11 protein-coding genes are annotated in these 12430 nt (G+C 56.1%); 6 read left to right on the plus strand and 5 right to left on the minus strand.

All coding sequences use genetic code 11. The annotated features are described in order from the left end of the window. Positions 1–30 precede the first annotated feature (30 nt). The 3 genes from ABNH18_RS08445 (at position 31) to ABNH18_RS08455 (ending at position 1882) form a co-directional block, all read left to right on the plus strand. On the plus strand, positions 31–183 hold the full coding sequence (locus tag ABNH18_RS08445; RefSeq protein ID WP_349382395.1) for a hypothetical protein: 153 nt from the start codon (positions 31–33) through the stop codon (positions 181–183). An 84-nt stretch (positions 184–267) separates the two neighbouring features. Continuing rightward, positions 268–1086: a mechanosensitive ion channel family protein gene (locus ABNH18_RS08450; protein WP_349382396.1), complete on the plus strand. Its 819-nt coding sequence runs from the start codon at positions 268–270 to the stop codon at positions 1084–1086. 10 nt (positions 1087–1096) lie between these two features. Beyond that, positions 1097–1882: a DUF481 domain-containing protein gene (locus ABNH18_RS08455; RefSeq protein WP_349382397.1), complete on the plus strand. Its 786-nt coding sequence runs from the start codon at positions 1097–1099 to the stop codon at positions 1880–1882. Positions 1883–2193: 311 nt separating this feature from the next. Here ABNH18_RS08455 and ABNH18_RS08460 read toward each other — a convergent pair whose 3' ends face one another. The 4 genes from ABNH18_RS08460 to ABNH18_RS08475 all read right to left on the minus strand — a co-directional run bounded on the left by ABNH18_RS08460 (position 2194) and on the right by ABNH18_RS08475 (position 6742). Continuing rightward, positions 2194–3579: an NAD(P)(+) transhydrogenase (Re/Si-specific) subunit beta gene (locus tag ABNH18_RS08460; RefSeq protein WP_349382398.1), complete on the minus strand. Its 1386-nt coding sequence runs from the start codon at positions 3577–3579 to the stop codon at positions 2194–2196. A 3-nt stretch (positions 3580–3582) separates the two neighbouring features. Beyond that, on the minus strand, positions 3583–3858 hold the full coding sequence (locus ABNH18_RS08465; RefSeq protein WP_349382399.1) for an NAD(P) transhydrogenase subunit alpha part 2: 276 nt from the start codon (positions 3856–3858) through the stop codon (positions 3583–3585). Further along, positions 3858–5081, minus strand: a complete 1224-nt coding sequence (locus ABNH18_RS08470; protein WP_349382400.1) for a Re/Si-specific NAD(P)(+) transhydrogenase subunit alpha — start codon at positions 5079–5081, stop codon at positions 3858–3860. The genes ABNH18_RS08465 and ABNH18_RS08470 overlap by 1 nt, the downstream gene beginning before the upstream one ends. Positions 5082–5314: 233 nt before the next feature. Continuing rightward, a complete protein-coding gene (locus ABNH18_RS08475; RefSeq protein WP_349382401.1) occupies positions 5315–6742 on the minus strand; it encodes an ABC1 kinase family protein in 1428 nt (475 codons plus the stop codon). A 90-nt stretch (positions 6743–6832) separates the two neighbouring features. Here ABNH18_RS08475 and ABNH18_RS08480 point away from each other — a divergent pair, with 90 nt between their 5' ends. Together ABNH18_RS08480 and ABNH18_RS08485 are read left to right on the plus strand one after the other, a co-directional pair. After that, positions 6833–7603: an alpha/beta fold hydrolase gene (locus ABNH18_RS08480; RefSeq protein WP_349382402.1), complete on the plus strand. Its 771-nt coding sequence runs from the start codon at positions 6833–6835 to the stop codon at positions 7601–7603. An 82-nt stretch (positions 7604–7685) separates the two neighbouring features. Further along, positions 7686–8828: an oxygenase MpaB family protein gene (locus ABNH18_RS08485; protein ID WP_349382403.1), complete on the plus strand. Its 1143-nt coding sequence runs from the start codon at positions 7686–7688 to the stop codon at positions 8826–8828. A gap of 96 nt (positions 8829–8924) precedes the next feature. Here the strand turns inward: ABNH18_RS08485 and ABNH18_RS08490 are convergent, their stop codons facing one another. Next, positions 8925–11033 carry a carboxy terminal-processing peptidase gene (locus ABNH18_RS08490; protein WP_349382404.1) on the minus strand — a complete coding sequence of 703 codons (2109 nt, stop codon included), beginning with the start codon at positions 11031–11033 and terminating at the stop codon, positions 8925–8927. Positions 11034–11198: 165 nt separating this feature from the next. On the opposite strand from ABNH18_RS08490, the gene ABNH18_RS08495 reads away from it, so the two are divergent. Then, complete coding sequence (locus ABNH18_RS08495; protein ID WP_349382405.1) at positions 11199–12422, plus strand: spore maturation protein; 1224 nt, start codon at positions 11199–11201, stop codon at positions 12420–12422. Positions 12423–12430 lie beyond the last annotated feature (8 nt).

The raw sequence follows: 12430 nt of genomic DNA on the forward strand, positions 1-12430 counted from the left end.
CATTATAGCGGGGCAGGGCGCAGATACCCAATGTCAGCTGCCATTTCCGTGGAAAAGCGCTATAAAACAGGTTTGCTGGTGGTGTCGGACTGGCCATCTGCCTCATTAGGTTTCATGATTGCAACTGGTCAGGCACCTGGAAGGCGGGGCTTTCCGGTCTGGCCGCTGATGAAATCTTTGTAAAATCCCGCGTGGCGGCAGCACTTTAACTTGGGCTTGCCGAGAGAACGGGCATAATTCGCGCTCACAGGATGAGGAGTACGTTTAATGGATCAATATCTGACCCAACTAGAAACCTTTGCCAATGAAAATCTGGTGCCCTATGCCTGGAGCATTGCTGCCGCACTGATTATTTTCATTGTTGGTAGCTGGATCGTGGCCCGCCTGAGTGGCTGGGTGAAAAAGCTGCTGAATAAGCGCATGGACGAAACTGTTGCTACGTTCTTGGGCCGCATTGTTCATATATTGATGTTTGTCTTTGTGGTGATTGCGTCTCTGGACCAGCTCGGCATTGAGACGACCTCTCTTGTAGCTATTCTGGGTGCTGCCGGTTTGGCGGTTGGCCTGGCATTGAAAGACTCTCTGGGTAATTTCGCTGCTGGCGTTATGTTGATCATGTTCAAACCGTTCCGCGTGGGGCATTACGTGGAGGCGGGCGGAACATCCGGCACCGTGAAGGAAATCCGGATTTTCGCCACCATCATGAACAGCCCGGATAACAAGGTTATTACTGTCCCTAATGGGGCGATCATGGCCGACAGCATCGTCAACTATTCCGAGAAACCGACTCGCCGGGTAGATATGGTCTTCGGCGTTGCTTACGATGCGGACCTTTCCGTTGTGAAGAAGGTGCTGGAGGACGTGCTGGCGGCCGATGAGCGCGTTCTGAAGGATCCAGCCCCAACCATCGTGGTGGGTGAGCTGGCCGACAGCTCTGTTAACTTCCTGTGTCGCCCCTGGGTGAACAGCGCCGATTACTGGCCGGTACTGTGGGAGACAACGGAAACGGTGAAGCGCCGCTTTGACGAAGCCGGGATTGGTATTCCCTTCCCGCAGATGGATGTGCATCTCGACAAAAACGATTAAGGAGTGATTCATGCGCAGTAAGACAATCGCTGCCATGCTGCTAGCCGCCGGTCTTCCGGCGGTTTCAGTAGCTGCAGAAGAAACAGCGACTGATGAAGGTAGTGAAGTTTCAAAGTGGTCCGGTGATATTGGTGTCGGGCTACTGTTCAAGCGCGGCAACACGAATTCCGACTCGACTAACGCTAATGTAAACATGGCGCGAGATAGCGCTTTGTGGCGTCATACCTTCAAGGCGGATGCCAATAACGAGAAGGAAGAAGATCCGGATACGGAAGAGTACAACCGTACGGATGAGAACTACTTCGCGTCCTACAAGTTAGACCGTAAGCTGGGCGAAGATGCCAAGAACTACCTCTTCAATGTGCTGACCTACCAGAAAGATAATTTTTCGGGTTATCACTACGAAGCCAGTTATGCCATCGGTGTCGGCCGCCGCTGGATTGATTCGGATCTGCAAACCCTGGATGCAGAGATCGGTCCGGGTTATCGCGTAAAGTGCTTGGAACCCCAGGATACGTACATGAGCTGCCATGACGCCGAAGAAGATGCGATTGCGCGAATCGGTATCAAATATGAACTCAAGGTAAGCGATAACACTACCTTCAAAGAAGATTTCTCCACTGAGGTAGGTGACGACGGAGCGGACACTCGGGCAGAGACCTCTCTGACCACAGCGATCAACTCTCGTTTCGCGTTGCGTTTGCGCCATTTGCTTGAGAATGATTCGTCAGCACCTGCTGGCACCAAAGAAACGGACCATACGTTCTCTGTTGGTGTGGTTTACACTCTTCAGTAGAGCTGTCTTCTGGGTCATAAAAAGCCCCGGCCTGAACAGGCCGGGGCTTTTTTATGCGCGACAGAGAGTGGATGAGTGGGAGGGAATAGAAACGGATGCTGATGGCGCCCCAGTTGCCAGGCGGCCCTTCGCGTTCCAGCTTCCTCATACTCTATGTCGAATTTATGCTTGTATCGGCGTAGACGCGTCTTGTGATCAGGTGAAAATGCAGGGCGTTTTTGTAGTGAGGTGTGTTGCGTTGGCGGTGATGCGGTAAAACGGTAGCCAAAAAAAAAGGAGCCCGAAGGCTCCTTTTTCACGAAGGCAGTAGATCAGCCTTCTTTCAGGGCGGTGGTGATATCCAGCACCGCACCTTTGCCGTCGCCAAACAACATCAGAGTGTTGTCCTTCGCGAACAGCGGGTTGGGCAGGCCGGCGAAACCGGCGCTCAGCGAGCGTTTAACCACAACCACGGTCTTGGCCTTGTCCACGTTGAGGATCGGCATGCCGTAAATCGGGCTACCTTTGTCTTCGCGGGCCATGGGGTTGGTTACGTCGTTGGCACCGAGAACGATAGCCACGTCAGTCTGCTCAAAGGTTGGGTTGATCTGATCCATATCCTTGAGCTTGTCGTACGGCACTTCGGCTTCAGCCAGCAGCACGTTCATGTGCCCAGGCATACGACCAGCAACCGGGTGAATCGCGTATTCCACTTCGATGCCAGCAGCTTCGAGGGTATCAGCCATTTCACGGACAGCATGTTGCGCTTGTGCCATCGCCAAACCAAACCCGGGTACGATGACAACGCGTTGTGCTGTTTCCAGCATCATTGCCACTTCTTCAGCGGAGGTGGACTTCACCTTGCCTGCGTACACTTCGTCTGCGTCCATGGCTTCGCCGGCTTCCGCCATTACACCAAAGAGTACATTGGTGAGAGAGCGGTTCATGGCTTTACACATGATGCTGGTCAGGATCAGGCCCGATGCGCCTACCAGGGAACCGGTGATGATCAGGGCGCTGTTGCCCATGATGAAACCGGCTGCCGCTGCGGCTACACCTGAGTAAGAGTTCAGCAGGGCGATCACAACCGGCATATCCGCGCCACCAATGGGCAGCACCAGGAACAAGCCGAGTACCATGGCTGCAGCCACCAAGCCCCAGAACACCATCTCATTGCCTGGGTTAGCCACCAGGTAGCCGATGCCAACGATGGAACCGACAAACAAAATGGCATTCACCAGTTTCATGCCGGGGAAGCCCATGGGCTGGCCGTCAATGAGCTCTTGCAGCTTCGCGAATGCGACTAAAGAGCCGGTCAGGGTAACGGCACCGATCAATACGGCTGCGCCAATGGCGATCATTGACACGGTATCGTGGGAGCTGGTTGCGCTGAAAAACTCAGCTGAAGCCACAGCAAAGGAGGCGCCGCCACCAAAGCCGTTAAGCAGAGCGATCATTTGCGGCATGGAGGTCATCTGGACTTTCTTGGCCATAATAGCGCCAATCAGGCCACCGACAACAACGCCGGCAATGATCACTTCATAGGTAACAATTCGCTCGTTGAGCAAGGTCACCACGGCAGCCACACCCATACCGGCTGCCGCCAGCAGGTTACCGCGTACCGCAGTCTTTGGCTTGGTCAGCCCCTTGATGCCCAGCACAAACAGGCAGGCAGAAATCAAGTAGGCGATATCAATCCAGTTCTGAGAAACGTGCATGATTTACTTCCTCTTGAACATCGCCAGCATTCGATTGGTGACCATAAAGCCCCCAATCACGTTAATCGTGGCCAGTACCACCGCGATGAAACCGAGCACGCTAACCAGCGTGCTGCCTTGAGAGCCCGCGGCAACCAGCGCACCCACAATCGTGATGCCGGAAATCGCATTGGAACCGGACATCAAGGGGGTGTGCAGGGTGGGCGGCACTTTGGTGATCAGTTCCACGCCGAGGAAGATCGCCAGCACAAACAAGGTAAGATTGGCTACAGGATCCATTACTTTTCCTCCTTGCTAGCCGCGTCGGGCGCTTCTTTGGTAACTTCCGGCTCAGGTTTGGCCAGAGCAGGGAGGCCGAGAATATCGCGCAGACGAGGTTGGGGAACATCGCCGTCGTGACTGATCACGGTTTCGGCAACGATTTCGTCTTCGAAATCCAACTGCAGCTTGCCTTCATCGTCGATGAGCAAGTTAAGCAAGTTTTCCATGTTCTTGCCGAACATCTGGCTGGCATGGAAGGCGACAGTGGAGGGCACGTTTTCCGGACCGATGATGGTCACGCCGTGCTTCACTACAGTTTTGCCGGATTCGGTCAGATCACAGTTGCCACCACGTTCTGCGGCCAAGTCCACGATAATGGAACCGGGCTTCATGGCTTTCACCATGTCTTCGGTAACCAGAATGGGGCTCTTGGCGCCAGGGATGGCGGCGGTGGTGATGATGACGTCCATTTCCTTGACCACTTCGGTCATTAGCTCACGCTGACGCTTAAGGAAATCTTCACCTTGGGCCTTGGCATAACCGCCAGTACCTTCAGCTTCACCGGTATCCAGATCCAGTTCGACCGGCTTGGCGCCAACCGACAGAATCTGTTCACGGGCAGCCGGGCGTACGTCGTAAGCTTCAACGACAGCACCCAGGCGCTTGGCGGTAGCACAGGCCTGAAGCCCGGCAACGCCTGCACCCATGATGAGTACGCGTGACGGCTTCATGGTGCCGGCAGCGGTCATGTTCATGGGGAACATGCGCTCAGACTCCGTGGCGGCCAGCAGGACGCACTTATAACCGGCAATCATTGCCATGGAGGAAAGGACATCCATGGCCTGGGCGCGGGTAATACGCGGTACCAGCTCAAGCGCCAGGCCGGAGATTTTCTTCTCGGCCAGAGACTGGGCAAATTGCGGGTTGGCCAGCGGATCGGTCATACCGATCAGAATTTGGCCTTCCTTCAGTTTAGTCAGATCCTCGTCACCGTTCTTGATGTTGCTGCCGGGCGTTTGCACCTGCAGAACAACTTGAGCGGAAGAGAACACCTCATCGCGATCAACCAGCTTGGCTCCGGCAGCTTCATAAGTGCTGTCCGGGTAGCCGGCAATATCGCCGGCGCCGCGCTCGATGATGATCTCGACACCTTGTTTTTTGAGCAGTGCGCTGACATTGGCAGGCGTTAAAGCAACGCGCTGCTCGCCAGGGCAGATTTCTTTGGGAACACCGATAATCACCTGCGTTACCCCCGTCTGTGGTTCGCAAATAATTGGCTGTTCAGGAGGGTGGATATTGGCAACCCAAAACCTCTGAAAGCCTCGAAAACCGGCCGGTTCAGCTGAACCGGCCGATGAGCAGGATGCTAACCTTATTGTGCACGTACCAGCTTGGCAAATGACAAATGGTTATCGTACCGATAAGCGGGCGATAAATGAGCGTTTTGGCCACTCAGGACCGGGAACCTTGTGGATTAGCCGCCAGGGCTGATTGTTTTTTGATCAACAAGGGCGATGTCGTCCTCTTCTTGCATGTGAATGAAGGGCTCAAGAATCGTGTTGCCACGCACTTCAGACTCAATAACATGCAAAAAAGTGTATGCACCAAGCAGCTTACGGGCCAGGAAAATGAACTCCTTGGGCGGCACGTCAAAATGCACTGACAGGGCATTGCGACCAGCACGGTTCATGATCCGGTTCGGCAGGTTACTTTTGCCCCAGCAATACTCGCCATTTTCATTCAGCACGGAGGCGGGTGGCGGGTAGCGGTCCGGGTCCTGCAGAACCTCCACTGCTTCGAAGCAGAGCTCCGAGAATTCTTCAAGGAGTTTGCGCGGGGCATTGCGCGCGAGGAAGTCGAGGGCGTTGAGCGCGCGGATCAGGCGATCCGTATCATGGTAAAACGAGGCGCGAATCATCTCGCGGCCGGGACCCAGTACCTCGTTGTCGAAATCACGGATGGCACCGAAATCCAGCAGCACAATCTGATCCTGCTCCGGGGTTTTCCCGATGCGCAGCAGGTAATTGCCGAAATTCGGGTCTGTCTGCATCTTGTTCCATTCGAACACTTCCCGGCAGCACAGCTCCATGATGGCGCGGCCGATAAAATTACGGCGGGTCTGGGAGAGTTCCAGTACGGCGGGGTCATTGACGCCAATGCCTCGCTCGAAGGTCATGCACATGATGTTGTGGGTGGAGAATTCCGGGACGATTTCCGGCACCACAAAACGCGCATCATCGGCCAGTGCGGCGCGGAAATGGCGGGTGGTATGAGCCTCAAGATCGTAATCGACCTCGCGCTTTAGCATCTCGCGCACTTCATCGAGCCACATGTTGAATTGTTCGGTGATTGGCACCAGTCGGCTTAGTTTGAGCAGTCGCACCAGCGCACGCATGTCGGAATCAATCGCGTCAGCGACTCCGGGGTACTGGATCTTCAGGCACAATTCCTTGCCATCCGATTTGCGCACGGCCTTGTGAACCTGAGCTAGCGAGGCAGCCCCCAGAGGGTGCTGCTCGATATCCAGCTCCGCCAGTTTGACCTCGCCCAGCTGGCGTTTGAGGTGGCGCTCAATGGCTGGCCACTCCAAAGCCGTTGTCTGGTTTTCCAGTGTGTGCAGGGCGGTGGTGACTTCCTCTGGCAGGAAATGCTCACCGAACAGGGCCATCATCTGGCCAATTTTCACCACTGAGCCTTTTAGGCTGCCCAGCTCGTCCACCAGTTCCTGAGCACGGGCAGACAAAATTTCCTTGCGTCTGTCTTCACGCTTGTCTTTTGCGGTGAACAGCGTGCCGGCACTGGCGGTGGCATACTTGGCACCAGCCAGAAAGCCGGCTTTGGCCATTGAGAAGCGCCGCTCCACAGAACCTGTTTTAACCCGTTTTACCGTTTTACGTGCCATAGTCGCGAGGAAACTCCATTTGCCATCCTGAAAGCCGGTGGCATTCTAGCCCGTATTGCAAAGCGGGTCATTGTCCCAAGGAGATAACAAATGGCGAGAACCTGGGTGTTATTGCGAGGCCTGGTTCGTGAAAAGCGGCATTGGGAGGGGTTCCCGGCGCAATTTCAGGCGGCGGTGCCGCAGGATACGGTTATTACGCTGGACCTGCCTGGCAATGGTGAATTCTGGCAGGAACGCAGCCCGACACGGATTGCGGCCATGGTGGCCCATGCCCGTGAGCAGTTGCACGAACAAGGGCATCATGGCCCTTATCATGTGGTGGCGTTGTCGCTGGGGGCGATGATGGCGGTGCAGTGGCTTTGCCAGGCGCCCCATGAAGTGGCGTTTGCAGGCCTGATCAATACCAGCGCCAGCCGTTTCAGCCCTTTTTGGCAGCGCTTGCGGCCCATGAATTATCGTCGTCTGCTGCGTGAGGCGGTTTTCAGCCGTAATACGGTCCGTAAGGAGACGGCTATCCTGGAAATCACGTCTAACATGCGTGAACGTGATTTCCTGCATACGCTCGCCGGGCAATGGGCCGACTATGCCGCCTCGCAGCCGGTTTCGCTCAATAACAGCCTGCGTCAATTGCTGGCGGCCATACGTTTCAGGGCGCCGGTAGCCCTGCCGGATTCTGTCCCGGTCATCATCATCAACGGGGAGGGCGACCGTCTGGTGAGCCCCAGCTGCTCCCGGCGATTGGCCGCCGCTTGGCAGCTGCCACTTAAGATGCATGCGAAAGCGGGGCATGATCTTCCGCTGGATGCACCTCGATGGCTTATCAACACGTTGCTGGAGGGGGTAACAGATTCCGCTGTTTAGTGTATTGACCCCTACCGCCTGCTGACCTAAGTTTTATCCAGAACCCGTGGGTTCTGGATAAAACAATAAAGATGAGGTATGCATGGCAACGCCACAGGAATTAATCCGTTTTGCAAAAGGCCCTCAGTCCCCCCAGGAGCGCATTTGGTGGGACCGTTATTCCCACGACAAGTTGAATGCCTGGCGCCAGGTGCAGGACCCGTTAGCGGATCGTTGTGCCGCCCAGATCAAATTTACCCGGCCGTCAGGGCTTCTTGATGAGGTGGAGCGGCGGGCGGAATCGGAAGGCGGGGATTTTCAGGCCTTCCTGGACCATTGCTATACCGTGCCGAGCTGGGTGGATTTCGAGGAAATGGAGCTGGGGCGGCGCATGTATCGCCGTAATGGCGCGCTACAGGGGCTGGTGCTGATGTGTTCCAGCCTGGTCGAAGGCTACGCCCACAACAAACCTTCCCAGGTTCTGGTTGCTACAGGTCGGTTGCAAAAGGATGTGTCTCGGCGTATCTACGAAACGGGGCAGATGCTGCACAACATCGTAGGCGACGACGGCATCCGCCCGGGTGGGCTGGGGCATCGCACGTTGATGGAGGTCCGGCTCCTGCATGCTGCGGTGCGGCAATTCCTTGCCAATAATCCGCGCTGGGACAATGAGAAGCATGATCTGCCAATTAATCAGGAAGATATGGCCGGCACCGTGCTGGAATTTGATTTTATGGTGGTACGGGGGCTCAAACGTCTTGGATTACCGATTTCCCGGCGCGAGCATGAATCCATGCATTACTTTTGGCGTTATGCCGGGTATTTGCTGGGTGTGAACGAGGCTTTGCTGACCAGCACGCTGGAAGAACAGAGTGTTATGGCCCTGCAGCTGACCTCGCATCTCTATGACCCCACGCCGGACAGTGAATCCCTGGCCAAGGCCTTGCTCAAGGACATGTCTGGCAAGCCACCGTTTAATCTTTCCTACGATGTGCTGCTGGGGTTTAGTCGTTACCTGATTGGCGGCCGGGTGGCCGATGACCTGAACATTCACAGCACCGTTTCGGCCACCGCCGCCGTGAGGGTGGTGAAAACAGCGATCACCACAGCCAGTTTCGGCTTGCGCCTGCTCCCAGACCCGGCCAAGCGTGCGCTGGAAGGGTTTAATCATCAGTTAGGCCGGCGCACTCTGAAAGCGGGTCTAGGCAATAACCCTGCCCGATGGGGTTTCAAGGCGCTGGCCTGACTGGCGCGATGTGTGCGGCGTGATCCAGTGGCAGAGAGACACAAAAAACCGGCTTGAGAGCCGGTTTTTTGTGTTTTGCGTTTCTCCTGGAGAAAGTCAGCCTTTGCGGGCGACCTGGTTGTCTCTCAGTAAATCCATGTAATCCACCAAAATTTCCCCGGTTTCACGAACGTAGGGGTCTTCATCCATGGCTTCGTCATGGCTTTCCGGATCCAGAGCGCGTTGCTCTTCCAAAGTACGCAGCGCCTTGATGCTCTCAAGGGGCTCTTCGTCACGAGCCTGGCGGCGGCTGTTCTCGATGGCTAGCCGCTCCTTGTCATATTCCGTCTGCATCTCAGTACGCGCTTTTTCGTTCAGCGAGAGCTCTGTTCGGTTACGGTTCACGTCGAGAAGCTTACGCAGGGAATGCACGTAGATAAATTCCGGGTCGCTATCCGTGCGCTCTACATGGCGCTCGCGTAGCTGGGGCAGGAAAGGCACCAGATCGGTGACACGCTGAAAATTGGCAGATTTGATTTCATCCCAGGGCAGGGCGTTGGGCAGAGAGCTTTCGCCCACGTCGTCCTTGTCTACCAGGGAGGGTAAATCCACATCCGGTACGATCCCCAAGTTCTGGTTGCTGGAACCCGACACCCGATAGAACTTGGCGTTAGTCATCTTCAGCTTGCCATGATTAAGATCGAGCAGGGTTTGCACCGTGCCTTTGCCGTATGTCTGGTCCCCGACAATCAATGCGCGACCATAGTCTTGCATGGCGCCGGCAAAAATTTCCGATGCCGAGGCGCTGTAACGGTTCACCATAACGGCCATGGGGCCGGCAAAAAGCACACCGGGGAACTTGTCACCTTCGACGCTGACACGGCCATTGGATTCGCGCACCTGCACCGTGGGGCCCCGATTGATAAACAGGCTGACCAGCTTGTTCACTTCCAGCAGTGAACCGCCGCCGTTGTTGCGCAGATCGATGACCAGGCCGTCGATATTTTCTTTGCGTAATTCGACCAGCAGCTTGGCCACATCGCTGGTGGTGCTGGTGTATTTCGGATCGCCGCGGTGGTAGGCGTCGAAATCCAGATAGAAGGCGGGGATTTCGATAATTCCCAGTTTCAGCTCCTGGCCATTTCGGTCAACGTGAATGATGTCCTTCTTGGCGGCCTGTTCTTCCAGCACCACCTTGTTACGCACAATGGTGATGGTGCGAGTGTCATGCTCGCTGGCACTGCCCGCGGGGATGATTTCCAGGTTGACCTTGGTGCCCTTGGGGCCACGAATTTGGTCGACCACTTCATCCAGGCGCAAGCCGATAACAGGAACCGGGTCTTCTTCATCTTGGGATACGCCAACAATACGATCCGCAGGCTTCAACTGGCCACCTTTGGACGCCGGACCACCAGGAACGAGACGCACCACCTTGGTGTAGCCGTCTTCGTACTGCAGCACCGCACCAATCCCTTCCAGTGAACGGCTCATGCTGATGTCGAAGTTTTTCGAGTTGTGCGGCGTGAAGTAAGTCGTGTGAGGATCAAACGTCTGTGTCAGCGCGTTCATGTACACCTGAAACACGTCCTCAGGGGTGTTCTGCTTGATCCGCTTGAGCTGGCTTTCGTAACGGCGGGTGAGCCGTGTTTCGATATCTTCCGCACTGGAATCGTTGAGGCGCATGGAGAGCACGGCATTTTTCAGCTGCCGTTCCCAGATTTGATCCAGAGCAGCCTTGTCCTTGGCCCAAGGGGCATCTTCACGATCCACTCTTACCGACTCTTCGCTATCGAAGGTCAGGGACTCCAGATCATTGGCAATGGTGTCCAGTGACCAGGCCAGGCGCTCTTCCAGGCGCTGCTGGAAGCGATTGAAAATGGTATAGCCGCCTTCCAGCTGGCCCTTGCGCAGCTGGTCATCCAGTATCTCGCTATAACGCTGGAAGTCCTTGATATCGGACGCCAGGAAATACAGGCGATTGGGATCCAGGTCTTTCAAATAGCGCTGCAGCACATGTTCGGAGAGCTGATCATCGAAGTCGAGCTGGCGATAGTGGTACTTGAGTTTGTCAGCAATTTCTTCAGCCGCTTCCAGTTGCTCTTCCGTCGGTTTCAGGTCGCCCTGAATATCCGGCGATGAGGCGTGCAAGGCGCCGCCGCCTTTGATCGCACCACCCAGCAATAACAGGGCAAGTGCAAGAGGGAACAGCTTACGGAGTAATGACATACTGGCTCTCAAACAGTTTTTTTCAGTATAGCCGACAGCCCGGGAGCGGTCATTCAGGGTTGAATCGCCGGCTATCGGTGTAGACTATCGTGATGGCACGAAGTTGCAGTGCCGCAAGCGCCGTCTATCAGCGCAATTCTATGACCCTAGCGCACGGGAGATACTTTGCACAGACTGTTCAGCCTGTTTTTCCTGGCGGGTATCGCCGGGGCTGTGATCCAGCTCATGGCCGGGGACATGGAGGCGCCGGGGCGTCTTATCAATGCCCTGTGGGAATCCTCCGACCTGGCAGTGGAGGTGAGCCTGGGATTGATCGGGGTGCTGGCACTTTGGAGTGGCCTGTTTCGGTTGGCGGAAGCAAGCCGTCTGGCCGACCGAGTGTCCGGCTGGGTGACCCCGGTGCTGTCTCGTGTGATGCCTGGCATTGCCCGTACCCCGGAAGCTGCGGCCCCGGTCTCCATGAATCTGGCGGCCAATATGCTGGGGCTGGATAATGCCGCGACGCCGCTGGGGCTTAAGGCCATGGAGTCCTTACAGAAAGACAACCCAACTCCGCGCACAGCCACCAACAGCCAGATCATGTTTCTGGTTCTCAATACCTCATCGGTAACTCTGGTGCCGGTCACGGTGTTGCTATTTCGGGCCCAGCAGGGGGCGCAAGACCCGGCACTGGTATATCTGCCCTTACTGATGGCAACCACCATTTCCACCCTGGTCGGTGTAATTGTTACCGCCAGGGTGCAAAAGCTGCCTCTGGCCAGCCCGCTGCTGCTTACGGTGATGGGCGTCTGGCTAGCCGTGTTGGGGCTACTTGGCGCCGTTGTGCTGCTGGCCCCGACCGAGGCCGCCAACACCTTTGCCAGCCTGCTGGGTAACGGCATTCTTCTGCTTGTCTTGAGTGTGTTCTTTATCGCCGCCTGGCGATCCGGGGTGGATAGCTACGATGCCTTTGTCGAGGGGGCAAAGGAGGGCTTCACGCTTGCGGTGAAAATCATTCCTTACCTGGTGGCCATGCTGGCAGCCATTGCCATGCTGCGGGCCGGGGGCGTGCTGGGCTTGTTTCTGGCTGGCATTCGCAGCGGGGTTGGTGCGCTTGGTCTGGATACCCGCTTTGTGGATGCGCTGCCCGTGGCATTGCTTAAGCCCTTGAGTGGTTCCGGGGCGCGGGCCGCCATGGTAGACGTGATGCAGACCCATGGCGTGGATTCGCTGGCGGGGCGCATGGCTGCGGTCATGCAGGGCTCGACGGAAACCACGTTCTATGTGCTGACGGTGTATTTCGGCAGTGTTGGTATCCGCGATTTCCGCTATGCGTTGTGGTGCGGGCTGGCGGCAGATGCCGCCGGGCTGGTCAGCGCCATTTTCCTGAGTTATCTGTTTTTTGCCTGAATGCCGTG

It is taken from the genome of Alcanivorax sp. (genome assembly GCF_040118815.1).
In the GTDB taxonomy this organism is placed as follows: Bacteria; Pseudomonadota; Gammaproteobacteria; order Pseudomonadales; family Alcanivoracaceae; genus Alcanivorax.

Excerpts from the sequence above, each read along its gene's own strand:
- ABNH18_RS08445 (WP_349382395.1), top strand. The coding sequence starts at position 31 with ATGTCAGCTGCCATTTCCGTGGAAAAGCGCTATAAAACAGGTTTGCTG.
- ABNH18_RS08450 (WP_349382396.1), top strand. The coding sequence starts at position 268 with ATGGATCAATATCTGACCCAACTAGAAACCTTTGCCAATGAAAATCTG.
- ABNH18_RS08455 (WP_349382397.1), top strand. The coding sequence starts at position 1,097 with ATGCGCAGTAAGACAATCGCTGCCATGCTGCTAGCCGCCGGTCTTCCG.
- ABNH18_RS08460 (WP_349382398.1), bottom strand. The coding sequence starts at position 3,579 with ATGCACGTTTCTCAGAACTGGATTGATATCGCCTACTTGATTTCTGCC.
- ABNH18_RS08465 (WP_349382399.1), bottom strand. The coding sequence starts at position 3,858 with ATGGATCCTGTAGCCAATCTTACCTTGTTTGTGCTGGCGATCTTCCTC.
- ABNH18_RS08475 (WP_349382401.1), bottom strand. The coding sequence starts at position 6,742 with ATGGCACGTAAAACGGTAAAACGGGTTAAAACAGGTTCTGTGGAGCGG.
- ABNH18_RS08480 (WP_349382402.1), top strand. The coding sequence starts at position 6,833 with ATGGCGAGAACCTGGGTGTTATTGCGAGGCCTGGTTCGTGAAAAGCGG.
- ABNH18_RS08485 (WP_349382403.1), top strand. The coding sequence starts at position 7,686 with ATGGCAACGCCACAGGAATTAATCCGTTTTGCAAAAGGCCCTCAGTCC.
- ABNH18_RS08490 (WP_349382404.1), bottom strand. The coding sequence starts at position 11,033 with ATGTCATTACTCCGTAAGCTGTTCCCTCTTGCACTTGCCCTGTTATTG.